We start from the raw sequence: 21,708 nt of genomic DNA on the forward strand, positions 1-21,708 counted from the left end.
AGAGTTTCACCGGGGCGAGCCCGGCTTTCACCGTCGGCGGATCCCCGAGGGGATCGCTTTCCAGAGCGGCCGGACGCGCGCGGTACGCGGACCTGAGAGATTGGCGGGGAGGCTTGCTCCTTCGGTGCCCGGATTTCTCCGGGGCTCTCCCGCGTGCGTCATGCGGCCTGTCTTCAGTTGCGCGATCAGCATAGCGTCACGCGCAAGGCCCCGCAGACGCCTCTCGATGAACGCCGATCAGCGCGTGCAGCTCCCGGCCTGCACCGCCGGTGCATCCGCGGAGACGCCGGCGAGCACCGGCAGAAGCTCCGTCGTCGTCATCGCGTACCCCCGCCTCTCGTCCTCGGCCCCGCGCGCGAACACGACACCGGCGACCTCACCGGCCTCGGTCAGCAGCGGCCCGCCCGAGTTGCCCGGGCGGACGTCGGCGTCGAGTGCGTAGATCTCCCGCGGCGTGCTGGACTGGTCGTAGATGTCGGGAACGGGGGCCGAACCCACCGAGAGGACGAAGGCGGCACCGCTCGTGAAGGGACCACCCAGCGGGTACCCCTGCACCGCGACGGCGGCGCCGGCCGCGACCGGCGGGACGACCGGCAGGGGCGTGGCACCGAGGTCGGCGACGGAGATGACGGCGAGGTCGTCGATGGGGTCGAAGTAGACCACGCGGCCCTCGCGCGCGTCGCGGCCCGGAAGCTCGACGACGGGAGTGTCGACGCCCGCCACGACATGGGCGTTGGTGACGATGAGATCGTCGGCGGCGACGAAGCCGGACCCGGTCATCGAGACGCCGCAGGCATACGCGGTGCCGCTGATGCGGGCGACGGATGCCGCGGCACGCTGCAGCTCGGGATCATCGAGCGCCACGGCTGGTGCGGTCGGAGCGACCTCGGGGCGCAGCAGCTCTCCGATGCGCGGGATGCCCTCGTCGACGACGAACCCGCGGACCTCGGCGAGCGCGCTGTCGACCGGGTCGGGAGTGAGACCGTCGATGAACGAGAGCACCCTTGACGAGGCGACCGCGGTGGAGACGACCGGCATGCCGCTCGCGGTGACCGCGCCGGCGCCGAGCAGGAGAACGAGTCCGCCGGCGACGGTGGCTCCACCTGCTCCCAGGATGCGGTCGAGGATGCGCAGCTTGGCCCGGTCGACACCGCGGCGCAGGGCGGCCCCGACCGCTGTGCCGAGCGCGGTGCAGAGCGCGATGATCGCGATGGCGCAGACGGCGAGCACGAGCGATCGATACTCCCAGTCGGCGACGCCGGGCGCGATGAGCGGCACTGCCCAGACGGCCAGGAGGGAGCCGACGACGAGCCCGGCGAGCGATCCTGCGATCGCGACGAGCCCCCGGGTGACGCCGATGGCGAAGAACCCGACGAGGAGAATCACGACGATGACGTCGACCAGCAGCACAGGACCTCCTCGGGAAGGGTCTCAGCGTACGGCGCTCCGCTGTGAGACCTCCGTTTTGCCGTTCGTGTCGAGGTGACTATAAGATCGGCTCAAGCAGTTAGGGTCACAATGACACGAAGCACCGATAGCGCACACCGGGACGGCATCCGGGTCGCCGTGTCGACCGTCATCTTCAGCCTTCGACACGGCGGTGGCGATCTACCCTCCGTGGTCCTCCCGCTCGTGCGCCGCACGCGTGATCCGCATGCCGGTCAGTGGGCTCTGCCCGGCGGTTGGCTCGACGTGTCGGAGAACCTCGAGGCCGCGGCATCCCGGACTCTCGCCGAGACCACCGCGCTCGCCCCGAGCTACCTCGAGCAGCTCTACGTCTTCGGCGACGTCGGCCGCTCCCCCGGTCGTGTCGTGTCGATCGTCTACTGGGCGCTCGTGCGCGAAGACGTCGCATCGACGCCGCTTCCCGAAGACGAGAACGTGGCGTGGTTCGACACCGCCGATCTGCCCGAGCTGGCATTCGACCACGGGAGCATCGTCGAGTACGCCCTGTGGCGATTGCGCAACAAGGTCGGCTACAGCCGGATCGCGCACGGCCTCCTCCCCGATCTGTTCACCCTCGCCGACCTCCGCGAGGTGTACGAGGCGATCGGCGGCAAGCGACTCGACCCGGCCAACTTCCGCCGTCAGGTCGAGGGGTCGGGCACCCTCATCCCGACCCGGGAGTTCCGTACCGGCAGCCACCGGCCTGCCCGTCTCTACCGCTACAACCACGACGTCGAGCTCGCCGACCGCGGGCCGCTCCCCCGATGAAGGAACGCGCATGACCACCTCTCCGCTCACGCTGTCGCCGCGACCGATCGATCCGAGCGTCGACCACGGGATCCAGGCGATCGTCACCGGCGCGTCGACGAACGAGACGTGCAACACCGACCTCGCCGCGGGGCCGTGGAGCTTCGACACGCGGCCCGGGTACGGCCCCGGATCGTCGATGGGCGACGTCATCCCGACGGGTACACCGCGCCAGGGCGAGCTCCCCGAGTACTACCGCACCGCCGACGAGGCCGAGCTGCACGACCGGATCTCCGACGCGAAGGCCGCCCTCGGCGACCGTGTCGTCGTGCTGGGCCACTTCTACCAGCGCGAGGAGGTGGTCCGGCATGCCGACTACGTGGGCGACTCGTTCCAGCTCGCCGAGGCTGCGAAGGCTCACCCCGAAGCGGAGGCGATCGTCTTCTGCGGCGTGCATTTCATGGCCGAGACCGCAGACCTGCTCTCCCAACCCGACCAGGCGGTCATCCTCCCGAACCTCGCGGCCGGATGCTCCATGGCCGACATGGCCTCGATCGACGAGGTCGAGGAATGCTGGGAGCAGCTCGAAGAGATCTACGGCGACCTCGACGCGCCGGACGACGAGGGTCTGCTCCCTGTCGTTCCCGTCACGTACATGAACTCCTCTGCCGCGATCAAGGGCTTCGTGGGTCGCCACGGCGGAATCGTGTGCACCTCGTCGAATGCCCGGACGGTGCTCGAGTGGGCCTTCGCGCGAGGGCGGCGCGTGCTGTTCTTCCCCGATCAGCATCTCGGCCGCAACACGGCGAAGGCGATGGGCGTCGCCCTCGAACGGATGCCGATGTGGAACCCGCGGCGCCCCCTCGGCGGCAACGACGAGGCGGCTCTGCGCGACGCACGGGTCGTGCTCTGGCACGGGTTCTGCTCCGTGCATCGCCGGTTCACCGTCGACCAGATCGAGCGGGCCCGCGCGGAGAACCCCGGGGTGCGAGTCATCGTCCACCCCGAGTGCCCGATGGCGGTCGTCGACGCCGCCGACGAGGCGGGATCGACGGAGTACATCCGCCGCGCGATCGACGGCGCGACGGAGCCCACGGTCTTCGCGGTGGGCACCGAGATCAACCTCGTCCAGCGGCTCGCGGCACAGTATCCACAGCACCGCATCTTCTGCCTCGACCCCGTCGTGTGCCCCTGCTCGACCATGTACCGCATCCACCCCGGCTATCTGGCGTGGGGGCTCGACGAGCTGCGGGCGGGGCGCACACCCAACCGCATCCGGGTCTCCGACGACGTCGCAGTTCCCGCGCGGGCCGCCCTCGAACGGATGCTGGCGGCACGGCCGTGACCCGCCGCGTGATCGTCGTCGGCTCCGGCGCAGCCGGCGGCATGTGCGCGCTGCGGGCCGCCCACGCCGGATGCGACGTCGTCCTCGTCACGAAAGGCGCGCTCGGCGACGGGAACACCGCCTACGCGCAGGGGGGCATCGCGGCGGTGACCGCCACGGGCGATTCGGTGCGCGCGCATGCGGAGGACACGCTGCTCGCCGGCGCGGGCCTCGGCGAGCGCGCCGCGGTGCTCGCACTCGCGTCGGCCGGGGCGGACGCCGTCGCGGCTCTCGAATCGGTCGGGGTCTCGTTCGACCGCGATGAGAGCGGCGCGTTGCGGCGCGGCCTGGAGGGAGCCCACCGCGTACCCCGGATCCTGCACGCCGGCGGTGACGCGACCGGGGCCGCGATCCAGCGCGCGCTGAACCGGGCGCTCGATCGCGCGCCGGTGACGATCCGTACCGACACGTTCGTCACCGAGCTCGTCGTCGACGGCGGCGCGGTGCGCGGCGTCCGGGTGCTCTCGGGCGGCCGCGCGGAGACGCTGCCGGCCGACGTGGTGGTCCTCGCCACCGGCGGGGCCGGACAGCTCTACGCGCACACGACGAACCCCGCGGTGGCGACCGCCGACGGGATCGCTCTCGCCCTGCGCGCCGGGGCGCGGGTCGCCGACCTGGAGTTCGTGCAGTTCCACCCGACGGCCCTGACCGACGGCACGCTGGTGTCGGAGGCGGTGCGCGGCGAGGGCGCGGTGCTGATCGACGAGCGAGGGAACCGCTTCTGCGTCGAGGCGCACCCCGACGCCGAGCTCGCTCCGCGAGACGTCGTGGCCCGCGCGATCGCGTCGGCGATGGCGGCTCAGGCCGGGCGGCCGGTGCTGCTCGACGCGACGCGACTCCGCGAGACGCCGTCGGAGACCGCGGCATTCCTCGCCCGCCGGTTCCCCACGATCGACGGAGCGGTCCGCGCTCGCGGATGGGACTGGTCCCGGCGCCCCGTGCCCGTCACGCCGGCGGCTCATTACATGATGGGCGGCGTCGCGACCGATCTCGACGGCCGTACCGACGTCGACGGCCTTTTCGCGGTGGGGGAGGTCGCACGCACCGGCGCGCACGGGGCGAACCGTCTGGCATCGAACTCGCTGCTCGAGGCCGTCGTGTTCGGTATCCGTGCCGCCGACGCGCTCGTGAGCGGCTCGCCGCGGACGGAGCCGGCCGCGGTGAGCGCTGGGTCGTCGGGCCGAACATCGCCGGAGAGGTCGAGCGATCACACCCCGTCGCCCGGAACCGGGGCGTTCAGCCGCGAAGCGCTCCAGTCGCTCATGTGGCAGCACGTCGGACTCGACCGCGACGCCGACGGGCTCGCCTTCGCGCTCGCCGTCCTCGACGCGTGGGCGAGCGCCCGCGAGCTGCCGCGAACCCGCCGCGAGCACGAGGACGCGAACCTCATGCTGGTGGCTCGCGCCGTCGCGTCGGCCGCCCTCGCGCGCAGCCGGTCGATCGGCGCACATCACCGTCGCGATGACCTCCCCGCCGTTTCCGCCACGCCGGTCCCCGGTGCCGCCGGCATGCCGGCCATCCTCCCCGAGAAGGTCGCATGATGCTCACTGCCCGCCAGATCGCCGCCGTCGTCGGCCCCGCTCTCGACGAGGACGCCCCGTGGGGCGATCTCACCAGCAGTGCCTTCGTGCCCGCGTCCGCCTATGCCACGGCTGCGCTCGTCTCGCGCGTGGACGGCATCCTCAGCGGCATCGAGGTGTTCGCTGCCGCGTTCACTCTCACCGACGACGGCTGCGACGTCGAGATCACCGTCGCGGACGGCTCGCGGATCGCACCCGGCGACACCCTCGCGACCGTGCGGGGCCCCGCCCGGGCTGTACTGACATCCGAGCGCGTCGGGCTGAACTTCGCCCAGCGCATGTCGGGGATCGCCACGCTGACTCGTCGGTACGTCGATGCGGTCGCCGGCACGCGGGCTCGGATCGTCGACACCCGGAAGACGACGCCCGGGCTGCGTGCGCTCGAACGTCAGGCCGTGCGGGACGGCGGCGGTCACAACCACCGGTACTCGCTGTCGGACGCCGTGATGCTCAAGGACAACCATCTCGGCATCATCACCGCCGACGGCACTCCGTTGACGGAGGCTCTGCGACGGGCGAAGGCCCGCCTTCCCCACACGACCCACGTCGAGGTGGAGGTCGATCGCGTCGATCAGATCGCGCCCGTGCTCGCGGCGGGCGTCGACACGATCATGCTCGACAACTTCTCGCTCGACGACCTCCGCCGCGGCGTCGACCTCATCGGCGAGCGCGCAACCGTCGAGGCGTCGGGCGGCGTCTCGCTCGACACCGTGCGGGCGATCGCCGAGACCGGCGTCGACGTGATCTCGGTCGGCGCCCTCACGCACTCCGCCCCCGCGCTCGACCTCGGGCTCGATCTCGTCGTCGACACGCGCTGATGCTCTACCTCGACCACGCCGCGGGAGGGCCGGTGCGCCGAGAGGTGCTCGAGGCGATGGCGCCTTTCCTCACCGGACGCTTCGGCAACCCGTCCAGCGTCCATACGGTGGGCGAGGACATCGCGGGAGCCCTCGAGGACGCGCGACGTCGGGTCGCCGCCGTCCTCGCCATGCGCGCGGGTGACATCGTCTTCACCTCCGGGGGAACCGAGGCGAACAACCTCGCGATCGCGGGCATCGCCATCGGGGCCCGCGGGCGGAGCCCGGGGCACATCGTCACAACCGCCGTGGAGCACGACTCTGTGCTCGCGGTGTGCCGATACCTCCAGCGCATCCACGGTTACGACATCGACATCCTCCCCGTGGACGACGAGGGGCACGTCGATCCCGACAGCGTCGCGCGCGCCCTGCGCGACGACACCGTCGTGGTCAGTGTCGGATACGCCAACAACGAGGTCGGAACGGTCCAGGACGTCGCCGGGATCGTGCGCGCCGCCGCGTCGGTGCCGGTGCACGTCGACGCGGTCCAGGCCGCCGGCTGGCTCCCTCTCGCCGGCACCGGAGCGTCGGCGCTGTCGATCGCCGGCCACAAGATCGGCGCGCCTCAGGGCATCGGACTCCTCGCCGTGCGCGGACGCATCCCGCTCGAGCCCGTGCTGCACGGCGGCGGCCAGGAGCGCGGCCGACGCTCGGGCACTCAGAACGTCGCCGGAGCAGTCGGCCTCGCCGTCGCGCTGGAGCTCGCCGAGCGCGACCGTCCCGGTGCCGTCGCGCGCGCCACCGCCGCACGCGATGCGTTCACGCGCCGCGTCCTCGACACGGTGACCGGCGCGCACGTGACGGGCGACCCCACCCGAAGGCTCCCGGGCCTCGCCTCGTTCACGTTCTCGGCGACCTCGGGCGAGGCCGTCCTGCTCGAGCTCGAACGCCGCGGCGTGGTCACGAGCAGCGGGTCCGCCTGTGCCGCCGGCCACGATGAGCCGTCTCACGTGCTGACCGCCATGGGTCGGGATGCCGATGATGCCCGCACCGCCATCAGGTTCAGCTTCGACCGCGCCGCGCCGCCCGATGCGGCGGCACTCGCGCGCGCCGTGGCGGACGCCGTCGCGGCAGTACGATCGGGGTCGTGAGCTCGCCCGTCGTCACCGTCATCGTTCCCGGACGCGACGTCGCGCCGTACGCCGAGGACGCGCTGGCCTCGCTGCGCGCTCAGACCCTCGTCGAATGGACGGCTGTCCTCATCGATGACGGGTCACGTGATGCCACCGGCCGGGTCTTCGCCGATGCGGCATCGTCCGACGAGCGCTTCCGGCTCGTCTCGCACCGCCGTCCCGTAGGGCTGGGCGCCGCGCGGAACGCCGGCCTCGACCTGGTCGAGACACCCGTCGTCGCGTTCCTCGACGCCGACGACGTCCTCTCCCCCGACGCACTCGAACGATGGGTGAGCACGCTCGACGGATCGGGCTCCGACTTCGTCGTCGGGGCGTACGTTCGCCTGCGGCCGACCGACGAGGGCTACGTCCCCGGACCCGTTCAGCCGTGGGTGGCGGCATCCACGCAGCCGGCGCGAACGGGCGTCACGCTCGCCGATCATCCCGAGGCCTCGGGCAACATCGTCGCCTGGTCGAAGGCGAGCCGCATCGAGTTCTGGCGCCGCCACCGCCTGCGCTTCCCCGAGAACCGCCTCTACGAGGATCAGCTCGTCGCGCAGCAGATGTACACGCGGGCACGGGCCTTCGACGTGATCCCCGACGTCGTGGTGCAGTGGCGCGAACGGGCGGACGGGTCGTCGATCACCCAGCACCGCGCCCAGTTGCCGGTGCTCGCCGACTATCTCGACGCATTGCGTTCGGGACTCGCTGTGCTGGACGCGGCCGATGCACGTTCCGCCGCTGCCGCGCGCGTCCGGCTCGTGCTCGACATGGACGTCCCACCGCTCGTGCGCATCGCCGCGACCCATCCCGATGCCGAGTACCGCCGCCGCGTCGGCCAGCTCGTCCGCGACTTCCAGGAGCGCGCGCCGGGACACCGCGCGTCGGACCCCGCGACGACCGAACTGTGGGACATCGCCCGTCTCTGGTGATCCCCGTCGCGCCGGAACGCCGGCCGTCCGCCCGCGAACGCTGGCGCCGTGTCGGTGGTGCCGGGAATAATCGTCCCGTCGGGGCGTTGGCCCTGCGGAGTCCGCCCTCGGGTGACGACCGATCATCCGACCGAGGAGTTGCCCATGGCCGTCGCGCCGTCGTCCACCACCGCATCCACGTCGACCGTGCCGCCCGCTGTGCCCACCGTCGTCACGGCCGAGGCGAACCGGGTGATATGGCTCCTCCTGGTCGCCGCATTCGTGGCCATCCTCAACGAGACCACGATGGGCGTCGCGATCCCCCACCTGATCGACGACTTCCAGATCACGGCCGTCGCGGCGCAGTGGCTCACGACCGCCTTCATGCTCACGATGGCGGTCGTCATCCCGATCACCGGGTTCCTGCTGCAGCGTCTGACGACGCGAGCGGTGTTCACCGCCGCCATGAGCCTGTTCTCGACCGGCACGCTCATCGCCGTCCTGGCGCAGAGCTTCGAGTTCCTCCTGGTCGCGCGCGTCGTTCAGGCGTCGGGCACGGCGATCATGATGCCGCTACTGATGACGACGCTCATGACCGTCGTACCGCCGCACGCACGGGGCCGCATGATGGGACGCGTCAGCATCGTCATGTCGCTCGCCCCGGCCATCGGGCCGACCCTGTCCGGGTTCCTCCTCGACACCCTCAGCTGGCGCTGGATCTTCGGCGTCGTCCTTCCCATCGCCCTCATCTCGCTGGCAATCGGCGTCCGATGGATCCACAACCTCGGCGAGACGCGCCGCGCTCCCCTCGACGTCCTCTCCGTCGTGCTCTCGGCATTCGGCTTCGGCGGTCTCGTGTTCGGTCTGAGCCAGATCGGCGCCGGCGGTCACGGGGGCGGGGATGCCGCCGCTGCCGCTCCGGTGTCCAACCTGCCGTTGATCATCGCTCTCACCGTCGGCGTCCTCTCGCTGGGCGCGTTCGTCTGGCGTCAGCTCTCGCTGCAGCGCTCCGACAAGGCGCTCCTCGACCTGCGCGTGTTCCGCTCGGCCAACTTCTCCCTGTCGGTCGCTCAGCTGGCGGTCATGTCGATGGCGTTCTTCGGGGCCATCACGCTGCTGCCGCTGTACATGCAGAACGTCCTCGGACTCTCCGCTCTGGAATCCGGGCTCGTCGTTCTTCCGGGCTCGCTCGCGATGGGTATCGCGGGCCCGTTCATCGGCCGCATCTACGACCGCTGGGGCACGCGGGTGCTCCTCGTTCCCGGCGCCGTGATCGTCACCGGCATCCTGTGGACGTTCACGACGCTCACCGAGAACACGTCGGTCTGGCTGCTGCTGTCGCTGCAGACCCTGCTCTCACTCGGGCTGGCGATGTCGTTCACGCCGCTGTTCACGGCATCACTCGGTTCGCTCCAGCCGCGGTTCTACTCGTACGGCAGCGCGATCGTCTCGACCGTGCAGCAGGTCGCGGGCGCCGCAGGCATCGCGCTCCTCATCACCGTCATGGCGGCTGCCGAGGCCGGAGCGATCGATCCGGGAACCACGGCCGCGGGTGCAGCGGGTGCGCGCGCCGCCTTCCTCGTCGCCGCGATCATCGCGTCGCCGCTGATCATCGGCGCCTTCCTCATCCGCAAGCCGGCCGACAGCCCGGAGGGCGCTCCCGCTGGGCACTGACCCGTCATCGGCCCCGCCGAGCAGACACGACGAAGCCGCCGTGTGCATCATGCACCGGCGGCTTCGTCGTACCCCTGGAGGCAACGTTCAGGACGTCGAGCAGCATCCTCCGCCGCAGCACGAGCCTGCGTCGTCGTTCGCGGTGACCAGCAGGTTCTTCTCATCGGGAACCGGCTGCAGTGTCTGAGGCTGGGGCGTGGATGCTGTGGACATATCGCCATCGTAACCCCGCAGGGGACCATGGGTCGCCGAGCCTGTCAAGCGCGTCGCAGCGTCCGCGAGCGGCGCGTAGCGTCGGCCGCATGAGCACTCTCGATGGCAAGAAGATCGCATTCCTGGCAACCGACGGCTTCGAGGACAGCGAGCTGACCTCGCCGTGGCAGGCCGTCTCCGACGCGGGCGCGACGGTGGTTCTCGTTGCTCCCGAAGCCGGCGAGATCACCGGCAAGAACGGCCACTCGCAGAAGGTCGACGTCGTGACCTCCGATGCCGAAGCCGATGAGTACGACGCCCTCGTCCTGCCGGGCGGCGTCGTCAACGCCGACAATCTCCGGCTCGACGCGAACGCGGTGGACTTCGCGCGTTCCTTCTTCGAGCAGCACAAGCCGGTCGGCGCCATCTGCCACGCGGCGTGGATCCTCACGGAGGCCGACGTCCTCGGCGGACGCACGCTGACGAGCTTCCCGAGCCTGCGCACCGATCTCGTGAACGCGGGCGCGACGTGGGTCGACGAAGAGGTCGTCGTCGATCAGGGCCTGGTCTCGAGTCGAACGCCCGATGACCTTCCCGCGTTCAACGCGAAGGTGATCGAGGAGATCGAGGAGGGCAAGCACGCGGGTCAGACCGTCTGATCCCGGCCCCACGCCGCCGCGCCGCGCCGCGGCATCCGATCGCCCCCGCGAGCTCACGCTCCGGGGGCGATCGCCACGCGGAGGTCACGGCCGGCCCGTGCGAGCTCGATCGCGTCGTCGAGACGGTCGAGGGGCAGCGGCGCCGTCACGAGGTCGGCGAACGGGTACCGACGGGTACCGGGGGCTCGCATGAATCTGACCGCCGCTCCGAGGTCGGCGGGCGTCGGCTCCCCCGGATGCACGATCTGGTCAGTCGTGGCGGCCCGGGCCGTCAAGAGGCGCGCGGTCAGGTCCGTGTCCGGCAGGTGCGTCGGCGCGAGCACCGCGCCGAAACGCTGTGCGCGGGCACGCACCCTCGGATCGGATGACGCCAGACGTGGCCGACCGCCCGCCTCGGCGACCATCGCGGCCAGGACGAGCGGATCGGCCCCGGCACCCGCGATCGTCACGACGAGTTCCTCGGGGTCGGCAGCCGCCGCAATCAGCCGCAGGGTCGCGGCTGCACGCGCGACCATGCCGGGAACCGGAGCGAGGATGCAGGCGGGCAGCGCCTCGCCCACCCGGACGATCGTCGTGCCCGCCGTGAGGTGGACGTGCGTCGCGAACCCGCCCACGAGCTCGCGATGGGCGCCGATGCGCTCGTGAGGTCGTGCCGCGCTCACGACGCGCTCACCGAGCTCGAGTGGGATGCCGTCTGCTGCTGCGACCGTGCCGCCGAGTGCGGCGACTCGTCCGACGAACTCGCGGCCGAGAACCGTCGGCACCGGGCACTGCTCGTCGCCGTCGGTGATGGCGAGGTCGTCCTCGGTGATGGTGACGAGGTCGATGCGCACCAGCACCTCCCCCGGTCCGAGCACGACGCCGGGGACCGCGATCGTCTCCTGGTCGCGGCCGGGACCCATCCAGGCACGAGCCAATGCGGCCGGACGCAGGAGCACGTCCACCGGTGCCGGGGTCGCCGTAGCCATTCGAGCCCTCTCGCCGGTGGTGACTCCCTCACTGTCGCAAAGGGTCGTGGCCTCCGACCCGGCGCCGCACCCCCGTTCGCCGAATGTTCACCCGCTCGTGGGCGGACCGCCTCGCCACGGCCGCGGGTACGCTGGAATCCGGCGCGCGAGTGCCGGAGAGGACCACCATGAGAATCGTCGACTCGGCCGATTGGCGCGATCGCCTCACCTACGAGACGCCCTACCGCGTTGCCGACGTCATGCCGGGTGATCCCGCCCGATGCGCCGCATGCCCGGCCGACGCCGGAGCCCACGACCGCGACCACCTGTGGGCCGTGAAACATCGTCACCCGACGAACCACGGCGGTTTCGTGCGCTTCTACTGCGAGGCGCACGTGCCGGAGCGAAAGCAACCTGCTGTTGTCGCGGCCACGCGTCCGGCCCCGGCTCGTCGTGCCGCGGCCCGCACGAGCGCCGCACGGACCCCGAAAGCACCCGCGCCCTCCGACGTCGTCCGGGCGATGTGCCCGGACTGCTTCGTCGAGGTCTCGGCTGCGGGCGAGTGCGGCATCTGCGGCATCCGGATCTGATCGAGTGAGCGAGCAGGCGCCGGCGGACTATCCGACAGCACGGTGGTGCCGTTCGCGCCGCGGGTCGGCGCTGTGCACACGTCCGCTCGGGCACGCCGGCCTGCACAACCGCATCGGGACCTCGCAGATGTGGTCCGACGCGCAAGCGGACCCGCCCCGATGCACTGGCAGCGGTCGACCCGCAGAAGCAGCGCCGGTCCTGGCGAGCGGCTTTCCCGGCGGGCGCGCCCTCTGTCCCGTGTGCACCGCCTTCGTCCAGGTGCGCGACGGCCGCCTCGCCCGACACGACGCGTTCCGCGGCGAGGCGGATGCCACCGAAGGCGCCGCACGCGCGGAATGGTTCAACACCGTCGGCTGGAACTGACTTCCCGCCGGCCGGTCCGGAGCGTCGTCAGGCTCCGGCCTCGTCGTCACGCCACGGCAGATTGAGGTCCTCGGCGGGAACGTCGACGTCACCGACGTCATCGGGGCCTCCGGTGCCCGGCCGGGCTCGTACGAGGTCGTCATCGACGTCGGCATCTGGACTGGTCGGCGCCTCCTCCTGCTTCTCGCGCGTCTCGGTGTCGCTCGCCGGGCTGTAGCGCATGTCCTTGCGCACTGCCTCCGGCTCGGAGAGCGGCTCCTGCTCGACCGCCGGGTCCTGCTGGCTCATGACGTCTCCCTCGCTGTCGGCACGCCGAACCCGGCGCTGGCGCCCACGCTAGGCGCGGACGGCGCGTGGGTCACGCGCGTTGACCAGGCACCAGCCGCGTGCGATGATCCACGCCGCCTCCGCTCTATCCGATGCCTCTCGCAGGCGCAAGTACGAGTCACCCGGCGGTCGGAGACGACACAGTGGGGACATGAGAAGAATCACGTACGCGGGCGACACGGTGATCACAACGGATGACGTTGCGGAGGCACTCGTCGAGCTCACGGCCGCCGTGGCCAACTTCGGGCGTGCCGAAGCCGTGCGGATTCCGATCGTGCTCGAAGGCGACGGCCGTATCGACGAAGCGGAGCTCGTGATCGGGGTCGGCAACGACGTGCTGTCGGCGCCCGTCGACTGGGATGCCGACGAGCCCGACTTCTCCGACGGCGCCGAAGACCTACGGATGCACGAGAGCTATCCGCAGCGCTCCGAGGGAACCCACCTGTACGCCGTCGAGGACGAGCCCCCCGCGCAGTGGGACCCCGACCTCGAGGGCTTCCGCGACGCCTGACATCTCAGGTCACACTCCGGCGATGTCCGGCGCGTGTCGTCGGGATGCCGTAGCGTGACCGATCGTGCGAGCGATGGTCATGGACAGCATCCGCGGACCCGTGTCGGTCCGCGAGGTGGCCGATCCCCCTGTGCCCGCCGACGGCGTGGTCGTGACGGTGCGCGCCACCGGTCTCTGCCGGAGCGACTGGCATGCCTGGGCAGGACACGAAGACATCGCTCTGCCGCACATACCGGGACACGAGTTCTCGGGCGTCATCTCCGACGTCGGGACGGATGTCGAGGGTTGGCAGATCGGTGATCGCGTCACCACGCCGTTCGTCATCGGCTGCGGTCAATGCGAGTGGTGCGTCCGGGGCGATGCCCAGGTCTGTCCGAACCAGCGGCAACCGGGCTTTACCTACGCCGGGTCGTTCGCCGAGCGCGTGGTCGTACCCGCTGCCGATATCAACCTCGTCGGCATTCCGGACGGTGTCTCGTTCGAGGCCGCAGCGGCGCTCGGATGCCGCTTCGCCACGGCGTACCGCGCGCTGATCTCGCGCGCAGCGCTGAGCGGCGGCGAATGGATCACGATCGTCGGCGCGGGCGGCGTCGGTCTGAGCGCCGTGATGATCGCACAGGCGTTGGGGGCGCGGGTGATCGCGGTCGACCGGTCGCCGGCGGCGTTGCAGACGGCGACGGACCTCGGAGCGGAGCATGTTCTCGCTGCCGACGGTCGCGACATCCCGGCACTCGTCCACGAGCTGACCGGAGGCGGCAGCCATGTCTCGGTCGATGCCGTCGGCAGCGAGCAGACGGCATCCGATGCGATCTTGAGCCTGCGGCGGCGGGGACGCCACGTTCAGATCGGGCTGCTCCCCTCGGCATCCGGCCGCAGTACTGCTCCCCTGGCGCGCGTCATCGCCTGGGAGCTCGATCTGCTCGGCAGCCACGGCATGGCGGCCGTGGACTATCCCGGGATGATGGCGCTGATCAGTGACGGCAGCCTGCGCCCGCAGGACCTCGTGCAACGGGTGGTCGGGCTGGCGGAAGGCGCGCGCCTGCTGCCCGAGATGGACAGTGCGCCCGCCGCGGGCATGACCATGATCGACCCGCAGCTGGCCTGACGCGCGCGGCACACGAAGACCCCGCCCCGACACGAAGGTCGAAGGCGGGGTCTTCGGCGCCGGGGTATGTCCGGCAGCCGCCGGGGTTCAGGCCTGGGGCTTGCGGTTCTCGGCGCTGACCATCCAGGCGAGCTGCTCGAGACGCTCGAGGATCGAGTGCAGGATGTCGGCAGTCGTCGGGTCTTCGTCGTCGACCTCGTCGTGAACGTCGCGGCAGGTGCCGATCGTCGCTTCGAGGCGCTCGGTGATCAGATCGATGACCTCGGCGGTGTCGATCTCGCCCTGCGGGAACTCCGGCAGCGTCGTCGTCTCGGCGACGGTGTCGCTGCGGCCATCCGGGAGGGCGTGGAGCGCACGCATGCGCTCGGCGACCGTGTCGGCGAACTCGCGGGCGGCGTCGATGATCTCATCGAGCTGCAGGTGGGTGTCGCGGAAGTTGCGACCGACGACGTTCCAGTGTGCCTGCTTGCCCTGGAGCGACAGCTCGATGAGGTCGACGAGCACCTTCTGGGTGTTCTCGCTGAGCTTCTGCGAAGCGCGGAAACCGCTCTCGGCGTTCTGCTCGTTCGTCAGACCGGCGCCTGAAGCGCGGCGCTTGTTGCGCGTGGTGGTGGTGTTCGTGGCCATAGTGTTGCCTCCTCGAGTCGAGATGACATCCACGCTAGGCAGGGCCGGACCGAGGCGCCCACCGGTTGATGGATCGCGCGAGGGCTGGTAACGGGACGTTCAGAAGTTGGCGGCTTTCGACGTGCACCGTCGCCTCGCGAGCCGCGAAGCGCGTCAGCCCTCGCCGGGCGGGGAAATGACGGTCGGTCGCGCTCCCTCGGGCAGCTTTACTTCGGCGGCCTCGGTCCACACGAGCATTCCGAGATCCACGACGTTTGCGCCGTCAGCTTTGGGATGTCGGCGGGGGCCATTCCCGGCTGACCCTGACTCGCCGGTTGACATGTGGGTCGACGCGAAGTTTGCTCCAGCACCCGGTCCAGCCGATCGGGGTCCGTTCGGGTACGGAGTCGTCAACCCGCCTGCCGCGGAAAGAGCGTCGAGGAGGTGACAGAGCCGAATCGCGCCCGGGCGGCTCTGCAAGGCCGCATCCTGCGCGGGTACGAACCACGATCCGGCATTGCCGCTAACCCCAGGAAGTCCGCTGAGCTGCGCTTGCAGTGACGTAGCGGGAAGACACCATGCCCAGTGACTAAACCACGGCTGCAGTTGAGTCTGCGGCGGCTGCGCCTGCCACCTCGGGTCCAATCCTGCCCATCGCCGACGAGAGACCGCATCGGTCGAGCTGCGGGACGCGTAGCACGCCTTGCAGCGTCCCTTCAGGTCAGGGTCAACCTTGCACCTCCGTAGCCAGGGTCGACTCGGGATAGATGGCTCCGCCGGCAGCACGTAGATGGTTCTGGGTGCAGACGCCGCATAGTTGCTCAATTGAGTGCGTGGAACATCCACGTACCACGGTGACCCTGCGCGCGCCGCACGTGACAACGTCTTGAGTTCGAACACGAATGACCCTTGCGGCACGGAGATGACGTGATCGGGTGTCCCGCTCCCCGCATTGTTGGCAGGCGAGAATATCCGCGCAGTCGGCAGCGCAGAAATGGCCTCGAAAGCGAACAGTGAGTCGATTGTCCGTTCGGGCACGATCGTTGGCACGGGGTTACCGTACCGCGGGCGCGAGAGTGCTCGGCAATCGAAGCGACACGCTCCCGTCAGACGTTGAAGCGGAACTCCACGACGTCGCCGTCCTGCATGACGTAGTCCTTGCCCTCGAGGCGCGCCTTGCCCTTCGCGCGGGCCTCCGCGACGGAGCCCGTCGCGACGAGGTCCTCGAACGAGATCACCTCCGCCTTGATGAAGCCCTTCTCGAAGTCGGTGTGGATCACGCCGGCCGCCTGGGGAGCCTTCCAGCCCTTGCCGATCGTCCAGGCGCGCGCCTCCTTCGGACCCGCCGTGAGGTAGGTCTGGAGGCCCAGCGTGTCGAATCCGATGCGCGCGAGCTGGTCGAGGCCCGACTCGTCCTGCCCGGTCGAGGCGAGCAGCTCGGCGGCTTCCTCGGGGTCGAGGTCGATCAGCTCCGACTCGATCTTCGCGTCGAGGAACACCGCCTGCGCGGGTGCGACGAGCGCCGCGAGCTCCGCCTTGCGCGCGTCATCCGTGAGAACGGCCTCGTCGACGTTGAAGACGAAGATGAACGGCTTGGCCGTCAGCAGGCCGAGCTCCTTGATGGGCGCGAGGTCGATCTTGGAGTCGGCTCCCGACAGCAGCTCGCCTCGCTGAAGAGCATCCTGAGCCGCCTTGGCGGACTCGAGCACGGAAGGATCGAGCTTCTTGCCGCGAACTTCCTTCTCGTAGCGCGTGATCGCCTTCTCGAGAGTCTGGAGGTCGGCGAGCTGCAGCTCGGCGTTGATCGTCTCCATGTCGTTCTGGGGGTTCACGGCGCCCTCGACGTGCACGACGTCGTCGTCCGCGAAGCCGCGGACGACCTGCGCGATGGCGTCGGCCTCGCGGATGTTCGCGAGGAACTGGTTGCCCAGCCCCTCACCCTCCGACGCGCCGCGCACGATCCCGGCGATGTCGACGAACGACACGGCGGCCGGGAGGATGCGCTCGGAGTGGAAGATCTCGGCCAGCACCTTCAGGCGCGGGTCGGGGAGGTTCACCACGCCGACGTTCGGCTCGATCGTCGCGAACGGGTAGTTCGCTGCGAGAACCTGGTTCTTGGTCAGGGCGTTGAAGAGGGTCGACTTGCCGACGTTGGGCAGTCCTACGATTCCGATGGTGAGAGCCACGGGCATCCAGTCTACGTGGCTGGCCGACACCACCCCCGACGGATTCGGATCGCCCGGCTCGGCGGCGCGCCTCCTTTCCCGTGCTCCGGACACGGGTGACTCTTATTCCGTGGCACTGGACTTCACCGCGATCGACTTCGAGACGGCGAACTCCTCAAGTGCATCCGCGTGCTCTGTCGGCCTGGTTCGCGTTCGCGACGGTGAGGTCGTCGCCTCCGACGGCTGGCTGATCCGCCCGCCGTCCGGCCACGACCGCTTCTTCGACATCAACGTCTCGATCCACGGCATCACGGCCGACGCCGTGGAGGGCGCACCCGGCTGGGTCGCCCAACTTCCACGCCTGCTCGACTTCATCGGCGACGACGTGCTCGTGGCCCACAATGCCGGCTTCGACATGGCCGTGTTGCGGCGCGCTTGCGAGGCGACGGATGCCGCGCTCCCGGCGATCCGCTCGGTGTGCAGCGTGCAGCTCGCACGCAAGACCTATCAGCTCGATTCCTACCGGCTGCCACTCGTGGCCGCAGCAGTCGGATTCCTCGACTTCGCACACCACGACGCTCTGGCAGATGCGCTGGCCTGCGCTCACATCACCATCGACGCGGCTCGTCGAGCCGGTGCCGACGACCTCGTCGAGCTCGCGATGCTGCTGGGAGTGCGCGTGCCCGAGCACGAGCACATCGGCACGTCGATCCTCAGCCCGGCCTGACAGAACCGCCCGCCGGTCTCGGGCCTGGGGACAGTTACGGAGCGATGTCGGAGGTCCGTGACATGATTCGAACATGCATTCGAATGACGGACTCGGCAGCGGGATGGGCAGCGACGGTGACGTCGACGCCCTCGCTCAGCTGGTCGCGGATGCCGACGACGTAGCGGATGCCATACGGGCGGCGCACGTGCGCGAGGTTCGGCTCCTGGCTGCGGCCGGTCGGCTGGCCGAATCGCAGTCTGCAAGCGCGTCGGAGAAGGTCAGGGCGCAGGAGATGGCACTGCGTGGCATCGCCGCGGAACTCGCCGGAGTGTTCGTCGCAACCGATCGGACGTTGCAGCGGCGGATCGATGAAGCCCGAGATCTGGTCGAGAACTACCCGGTGACGATGGCCGCCTGGGAGGACGGACGCATCGTCCGGGGCCATGTGCGGGTGATCCAGGAGGTCGGATGCCTCGTGCCAGCGGAGGATCGCGAGGATTTCGAACGGATCGCGGTCGAACGGTGCGAGGGCGAGACGCCGAACCGGGTGCGGGAGGCGTTGCGGATGATCGCGGAGCGGATGCACCCGCGGTCCTTTACCGAACGACACGAGGAGGCCGCTGCGGGGCGGTGCGTGCGCGTGCAGGCGGGCCCGGACGGGATGTCGGACCTGATCGCGACCTTGCCGACCGTCATCGCGGACGGGATCGCCGACCGGCTCACCCGGCAGGCGCGCGAGATCATCAACGCACGGGCCCAGGCTGACGCCGCGGGCGCAGAGACCGGGGGGACCGACGCTGCGGGCACGGGCACGGCGGCCGCTGACGGCGTGCGCACGCTGCTCGGCAGCGATGCCTCCGGCGACGCGGCGCCCCTGGGCGGGATGGCCGGTTCACCCGGCACCGACGGCCTGATCGACCACGCGGGCGCCGACGGGTCGTCGTTCGTCGGTGACACGCGCACGATCGATCAGGTCCGCGCCGATGTGTTCTCCGACCTCCTCCTCGCCGGTTCGCCCGCGCTCGACCCCACCGCGACCGGCGACGGGGACGGGACGCTCGGCGCGATCCGCGCGCACGTGCAAGTCGCCGTGTCGGCGCTGACCCTGATGGGTGAGGACGAGGGGCCAGCCGACCTCGCTGGCCGCTCCCCCATCGACGCCACCACCGCACGCGAACTCGCCGGTGACGCGACCTCATGGGACCGACTGCTCACCCACCCCGTCACCGGCACGGTGCTCGAATGCGACACGTACCGGCCCACCGCCGCCATGGTCCGACTGTTGCGGGCGAGGGACCGGCACTGCCGGTTCCCCGGATGCCGACAACCCGCCATCCGCTGCGAACTCGACCACACCATCGCCGCATCCCACGGCGGACCAACGCACGTATGCAACCTCGCGAACCTCTGCAAACGACACCACGACGTCAAACACCACACGAGATGGCAGGTACGACAACTCCCGGGCGGAACACTCGTGTGGACATCACCGACCGGGCGGGTCTACCGCGAAGACGCACCACCACCCCTCGTCGCATTCACGACCGCGGACCCACCGGGCCGGGGTGACCCACCGTTCTGAGCGATGCCCGCGACCGCGCCGGCATCGACGCATGCGACCGCGCGAAGCGGATGCGCGACCCTTTTGTCTGCTTGTCACCACGACCGTGGTGGGTGCCCCGCTAGGCATCGCCGAGGACGTCCTCGTCACCGCCGACCGAGGACGCCTGCGTGCTCGAGAGCCGACGACGTCCTGCGCACCGCCGGCAGAGGGCGTCTACCGGCCGCCGCCGACAGAGTACGCGTGCGCGCGCGGCCAGGGCGCCCATCCGTCCGGCTCGTCGCGGAAAACGCCCTGCGCCTTCGCGACACGCTCCGCAGGAAAGCCCTCCGCCCGCGACTGGCTCGACGAAGCACCCTCGGGGAACGTGAACGAGTGCTGGATCGGGAGCTCCGCCCCCGGCACGACAGCCTCTCGGAAGTTGCCGGTCACGACAGCGAAGATGTACCGCTCCAGCTCCGTCGCGACAGCCTCCCACTCCTCGTCGCACGCATCGCACCCGCAATGCGGATAGTGGGCGTCGTGCAGCAGTCCCGAGTGCACCGACACACCCGGATACACGTCGAAGACGACGGTCACGATCGCGCATCGCGGGTCGGCCGGCCGCAGGCGCACGGCCCGTATCACCTCCGAGAACCTGGGCACGTTCAGATCCGCGGCGACCTCGACCCCCTCGTCGACCATGACGTCGTATGTGGCGCGCAGGTGGGCGACGAGAGCGTCGGCGACGGCATGCAACGGCGCGAACCGCTCGGGATGTGTGTCGACCGAGTACGTGTCTTCGGGCGGTGACCCCGGCCAGCGGTTGCCGTACTCGATGACTCTTCCCTCCGCGTCGCGGAACACCGGCGTATCGATCTCGGGCCGCACGTAATCGCTCATTCCGGCATCCTCCCGCACCCACCCCCACGAGGCCCGCGAGCGCCGCGCCGAACGCCGCCTCCGAGCGATGTCGGAACCACCCGGCATCCTGGACACATGGACGCCCCTCTCGTCTTCCTTCTCATCGTCGTCGCCGCGATCGCAGCCGCAGGCGGGTGGTTCGCGGGCTCCGCTCGCGCGTCGCGCGACGGAGCCGCCGACCGCGCCCGGCTCGAGGCTCGTGCGGCGGTCGCGGAGGCCGAGCGCGACGCCCACGCCGAGCATCTCGAGCGACAGCGCGAGCTGCAGCGCGAGATGGGAACCCAGGCACGACTCGACCAGGCCGCCCGAGACGAACGCGACCGCCGCGAGCAAGCGGTGCTGCGCGCCCTCGTGCCCGTCCAGGAGTCGTTGCAGGCGATGCAGGCCAAGGTCGAGCTCCTCGAACGCGAACGCAGCGAGCAGTTCGGTTCGGTCGCGGAGCAGCTGCGGCTCGGCCGCGAGACCGACGAGGCGCTGCGGTCGACGACCGAGTCGCTCGCCGGTGCCCTGCGATCGAGCGCCGCGCGCGGGGTGTGGGGCGAAACGCAGCTCCGACGCATCGTCGAGTCCGCGGGGCTGACGCGGTACGTCGACTTCGAACTTCAGTCGAGCATCTCGTCAGACAGCGGCGCGGGGCGACCCGACCTGATCGTCCGGCTGCCGGGCGACAAGGCTCTCGCGGTCGATGCGAAGGTGCCCCTCGACTCCTACCTCGAGGCCAGCTCTATCCCTGTCACGGCGCAGGGCGACGACGCCCGGCGCCGCAAGGCGTTGCTGACCGCGCACGTCAAAGCGGTCCGGGCGCACGTCGACGCGCTCGCGAAGAAGGCCTACTGGCAGGGCCTGAGCTCGAGTCCCGAATTCGTCGTGTGCTTCATCCCGAGCGAGTCGCTTCTCGCCGCCGCCCTCGACGAAGACCCCGCTCTGCTCGACTACGCGTTCAGCCGCCGCGTCGCGCTCGCGTCACCGGTCAACCTGTGGGCGGTGCTGAAGACCGTGGCCTACACGTGGACACAGCAGGACGTCTCCGACGAGGCGCGGCGACTGTTCGACCTCGGCAACGAGCTGTATCAGCGTCTCGGCGGACTCGCCTCGCACGCGGCCGACCTGCGGCGAGCTATCGAGCGGACTGTCGAGTCGTACAACAAGTTCGTCGGAACGCTCGAGAGCAGGGTGCTCGTGACGGCACGGAAGTTCCCGGGGATCGATGAGACGAGGCTCGAAGCGACCAACGCACCCGCACCCATCGAGACGTCGACGCGGATGACGACGGCTCCCGAGCTGCTCAGCGCAGACGTAGGCGAGCTGCGCGAACGACTGTGACGCCGCCCCGCGCCGAGGGAAGTGAAAGGAGGGGC

General features: G+C 70.3%; 22 protein-coding genes and 1 riboswitch. Of the genes, 15 read left to right on the forward strand and 7 right to left on the reverse strand.

From position 1 onward, the window contains the following. Positions 1–70: 70 nt before the first annotated feature. Positions 71–162, reverse strand: a riboswitch (glycine riboswitch). A 75-nt stretch (positions 163–237) separates the two neighbouring features. Then, positions 238–1,410: a MarP family serine protease gene (locus AA0Y20_RS11760; protein ID WP_412939380.1), complete on the reverse strand. Its 1,173-nt coding sequence runs from the start codon at positions 1,408–1,410 to the stop codon at positions 238–240. Positions 1,411–1,518: 108 nt separating this feature from the next. On the opposite strand from AA0Y20_RS11760, the gene AA0Y20_RS11765 reads away from it, so the two are divergent. The 7 genes from AA0Y20_RS11765 to AA0Y20_RS11795 all read left to right on the forward strand — a co-directional run bounded on the left by AA0Y20_RS11765 (position 1,519) and on the right by AA0Y20_RS11795 (position 9,711). Further along, positions 1,519–2,214 carry an NUDIX hydrolase gene (locus AA0Y20_RS11765; protein WP_412939381.1) on the forward strand — a complete coding sequence of 232 codons (696 nt, stop codon included), beginning with the start codon at positions 1,519–1,521 and terminating at the stop codon, positions 2,212–2,214. A 10-nt stretch (positions 2,215–2,224) separates the two neighbouring features. Next, a complete protein-coding gene (gene nadA, locus AA0Y20_RS11770) occupies positions 2,225–3,538 on the forward strand; it encodes a quinolinate synthase NadA (RefSeq protein ID WP_412939382.1) in 1,314 nt (437 codons plus the stop codon). Further along, positions 3,535–5,118 (forward strand): L-aspartate oxidase, encoded by a 1,584-nt coding sequence (nadB, locus tag AA0Y20_RS11775; protein WP_412939383.1) that lies wholly within the window; start codon positions 3,535–3,537, stop codon positions 5,116–5,118. The genes nadA and nadB overlap by 4 nt, the downstream gene beginning before the upstream one ends. Then, positions 5,118–5,975: a carboxylating nicotinate-nucleotide diphosphorylase gene (nadC, locus tag AA0Y20_RS11780; RefSeq protein ID WP_412939761.1), complete on the forward strand. Its 858-nt coding sequence runs from the start codon at positions 5,118–5,120 to the stop codon at positions 5,973–5,975. The genes nadB and nadC overlap by 1 nt, the downstream gene beginning before the upstream one ends. Then, positions 5,975–7,105 carry a cysteine desulfurase family protein gene (locus AA0Y20_RS11785; protein WP_412939384.1) on the forward strand — a complete coding sequence of 377 codons (1,131 nt, stop codon included), beginning with the start codon at positions 5,975–5,977 and terminating at the stop codon, positions 7,103–7,105. Before nadC ends, AA0Y20_RS11785 begins: the two co-directional genes overlap by 1 nt. Beyond that, positions 7,102–8,058, forward strand: coding sequence for a glycosyltransferase family 2 protein (locus tag AA0Y20_RS11790; protein ID WP_412939385.1), 957 nt, complete (start codon positions 7,102–7,104; stop codon positions 8,056–8,058). Before AA0Y20_RS11785 ends, AA0Y20_RS11790 begins: the two co-directional genes overlap by 4 nt. A gap of 144 nt (positions 8,059–8,202) precedes the next feature. Beyond that, positions 8,203–9,711 (forward strand): DHA2 family efflux MFS transporter permease subunit, encoded by a 1,509-nt coding sequence (locus AA0Y20_RS11795; protein WP_412939386.1) that lies wholly within the window; start codon positions 8,203–8,205, stop codon positions 9,709–9,711. Positions 9,712–9,798: 87 nt separating this feature from the next. Here the strand turns inward: AA0Y20_RS11795 and AA0Y20_RS11800 are convergent, their stop codons facing one another. Beyond that, positions 9,799–9,924: a hypothetical protein gene (locus AA0Y20_RS11800; protein ID WP_258524557.1), complete on the reverse strand. Its 126-nt coding sequence runs from the start codon at positions 9,922–9,924 to the stop codon at positions 9,799–9,801. Between the two features lie 89 nt (positions 9,925–10,013). Here AA0Y20_RS11800 and AA0Y20_RS11805 point away from each other — a divergent pair, with 89 nt between their 5' ends. Next, on the forward strand, positions 10,014–10,562 hold the full coding sequence (locus AA0Y20_RS11805) for a type 1 glutamine amidotransferase domain-containing protein (RefSeq protein ID WP_412939387.1): 549 nt from the start codon (positions 10,014–10,016) through the stop codon (positions 10,560–10,562). Between the two features lie 53 nt (positions 10,563–10,615). Here AA0Y20_RS11805 and AA0Y20_RS11810 read toward each other — a convergent pair whose 3' ends face one another. Continuing rightward, positions 10,616–11,530, reverse strand: coding sequence for an alcohol dehydrogenase catalytic domain-containing protein (locus tag AA0Y20_RS11810; RefSeq protein ID WP_412939388.1), 915 nt, complete (start codon positions 11,528–11,530; stop codon positions 10,616–10,618). A gap of 167 nt (positions 11,531–11,697) precedes the next feature. Here AA0Y20_RS11810 and AA0Y20_RS11815 point away from each other — a divergent pair, with 167 nt between their 5' ends. Both AA0Y20_RS11815 and AA0Y20_RS11820 read left to right on the forward strand, forming a co-directional pair. Then, entirely contained in the window at positions 11,698–12,099 is a 402-nt protein-coding gene (locus AA0Y20_RS11815; protein WP_412939389.1) for a glucose-6-phosphate dehydrogenase, read from the forward strand. A gap of 238 nt (positions 12,100–12,337) precedes the next feature. Then, complete coding sequence (locus AA0Y20_RS11820) at positions 12,338–12,463, forward strand: hypothetical protein (protein ID WP_412939390.1); 126 nt, start codon at positions 12,338–12,340, stop codon at positions 12,461–12,463. Positions 12,464–12,490: 27 nt separating this feature from the next. Here AA0Y20_RS11820 and AA0Y20_RS11825 read toward each other — a convergent pair whose 3' ends face one another. After that, complete coding sequence (locus AA0Y20_RS11825; protein WP_412939391.1) at positions 12,491–12,751, reverse strand: hypothetical protein; 261 nt, start codon at positions 12,749–12,751, stop codon at positions 12,491–12,493. 190 nt (positions 12,752–12,941) lie between these two features. Here AA0Y20_RS11825 and AA0Y20_RS11830 point away from each other — a divergent pair, with 190 nt between their 5' ends. Then, positions 12,942–13,301, forward strand: a complete 360-nt coding sequence (locus AA0Y20_RS11830) for a hypothetical protein (RefSeq protein WP_412939392.1) — start codon at positions 12,942–12,944, stop codon at positions 13,299–13,301. A 64-nt stretch (positions 13,302–13,365) separates the two neighbouring features. Next, positions 13,366–14,406, forward strand: a complete 1,041-nt coding sequence (locus tag AA0Y20_RS11835; RefSeq protein ID WP_412939393.1) for a zinc-binding dehydrogenase — start codon at positions 13,366–13,368, stop codon at positions 14,404–14,406. 87 nt (positions 14,407–14,493) lie between these two features. Here AA0Y20_RS11835 and AA0Y20_RS11840 read toward each other — a convergent pair whose 3' ends face one another. Both AA0Y20_RS11840 and ychF read right to left on the reverse strand, forming a co-directional pair. Further along, positions 14,494–15,033, reverse strand: a complete 540-nt coding sequence (locus AA0Y20_RS11840; protein WP_412939394.1) for a Dps family protein — start codon at positions 15,031–15,033, stop codon at positions 14,494–14,496. Positions 15,034–16,118: 1,085 nt separating this feature from the next. Beyond that, on the reverse strand, positions 16,119–17,198 hold the full coding sequence (gene ychF / locus AA0Y20_RS11845; RefSeq protein ID WP_412939395.1) for a redox-regulated ATPase YchF: 1,080 nt from the start codon (positions 17,196–17,198) through the stop codon (positions 16,119–16,121). Positions 17,199–17,307: 109 nt separating this feature from the next. Here ychF and AA0Y20_RS11850 point away from each other — a divergent pair, with 109 nt between their 5' ends. Further along, positions 17,308–17,904, forward strand: a complete 597-nt coding sequence (locus tag AA0Y20_RS11850; protein ID WP_412939396.1) for an exonuclease domain-containing protein — start codon at positions 17,308–17,310, stop codon at positions 17,902–17,904. A 73-nt stretch (positions 17,905–17,977) separates the two neighbouring features. Further along, positions 17,978–19,468: a DUF222 domain-containing protein gene (locus AA0Y20_RS11855; RefSeq protein WP_412939397.1), complete on the forward strand. Its 1,491-nt coding sequence runs from the start codon at positions 17,978–17,980 to the stop codon at positions 19,466–19,468. A gap of 195 nt (positions 19,469–19,663) precedes the next feature. On the opposite strand, the gene AA0Y20_RS11860 is transcribed toward AA0Y20_RS11855, so the two are convergent. Further along, the gene (locus tag AA0Y20_RS11860; protein ID WP_412939398.1) at positions 19,664–20,329 is read right to left on the reverse strand and encodes a DUF6226 family protein; all 666 of its coding nucleotides are present in this window, start codon (positions 20,327–20,329) and stop codon (positions 19,664–19,666) included. Positions 20,330–20,425: 96 nt separating this feature from the next. On the opposite strand from AA0Y20_RS11860, the gene AA0Y20_RS11865 reads away from it, so the two are divergent. After that, positions 20,426–21,673, forward strand: coding sequence for a DNA recombination protein RmuC (locus AA0Y20_RS11865; RefSeq protein ID WP_412939399.1), 1,248 nt, complete (start codon positions 20,426–20,428; stop codon positions 21,671–21,673). The last annotated feature ends 35 nt before the right edge of the window (positions 21,674–21,708 follow it).

The organism is Microbacterium pratiae (genome assembly GCF_047302165.1).
Lineage (GTDB): Bacteria > Actinomycetota > Actinomycetes > Actinomycetales > Microbacteriaceae > Microbacterium.

Excerpts from the sequence above, each read along its gene's own strand:
- AA0Y20_RS11765 (WP_412939381.1), top strand. The coding sequence starts at position 1,519 with ATGACACGAAGCACCGATAGCGCACACCGGGACGGCATCCGGGTCGCC.
- nadA (WP_412939382.1), top strand. The coding sequence starts at position 2,225 with ATGACCACCTCTCCGCTCACGCTGTCGCCGCGACCGATCGATCCGAGC.
- nadC (WP_412939761.1), top strand. The coding sequence starts at position 5,118 with ATGCTCACTGCCCGCCAGATCGCCGCCGTCGTCGGCCCCGCTCTCGAC.
- AA0Y20_RS11785 (WP_412939384.1), top strand. The coding sequence starts at position 5,975 with ATGCTCTACCTCGACCACGCCGCGGGAGGGCCGGTGCGCCGAGAGGTG.
- AA0Y20_RS11795 (WP_412939386.1), top strand. The coding sequence starts at position 8,203 with ATGGCCGTCGCGCCGTCGTCCACCACCGCATCCACGTCGACCGTGCCG.
- AA0Y20_RS11800 (WP_258524557.1), bottom strand. The coding sequence starts at position 9,924 with ATGTCCACAGCATCCACGCCCCAGCCTCAGACACTGCAGCCGGTTCCC.
- AA0Y20_RS11805 (WP_412939387.1), top strand. The coding sequence starts at position 10,014 with ATGAGCACTCTCGATGGCAAGAAGATCGCATTCCTGGCAACCGACGGC.
- AA0Y20_RS11810 (WP_412939388.1), bottom strand. The coding sequence starts at position 11,530 with ATGGCTACGGCGACCCCGGCACCGGTGGACGTGCTCCTGCGTCCGGCC.
- AA0Y20_RS11815 (WP_412939389.1), top strand. The coding sequence starts at position 11,698 with ATGAGAATCGTCGACTCGGCCGATTGGCGCGATCGCCTCACCTACGAG.
- AA0Y20_RS11825 (WP_412939391.1), bottom strand. The coding sequence starts at position 12,751 with ATGAGCCAGCAGGACCCGGCGGTCGAGCAGGAGCCGCTCTCCGAGCCG.
- AA0Y20_RS11830 (WP_412939392.1), top strand. The coding sequence starts at position 12,942 with ATGAGAAGAATCACGTACGCGGGCGACACGGTGATCACAACGGATGAC.
- AA0Y20_RS11840 (WP_412939394.1), bottom strand. The coding sequence starts at position 15,033 with ATGGCCACGAACACCACCACCACGCGCAACAAGCGCCGCGCTTCAGGC.
- AA0Y20_RS11855 (WP_412939397.1), top strand. The coding sequence starts at position 17,978 with ATGCATTCGAATGACGGACTCGGCAGCGGGATGGGCAGCGACGGTGAC.
- AA0Y20_RS11860 (WP_412939398.1), bottom strand. The coding sequence starts at position 20,329 with ATGAGCGATTACGTGCGGCCCGAGATCGATACGCCGGTGTTCCGCGAC.
- AA0Y20_RS11865 (WP_412939399.1), top strand. The coding sequence starts at position 20,426 with ATGGACGCCCCTCTCGTCTTCCTTCTCATCGTCGTCGCCGCGATCGCA.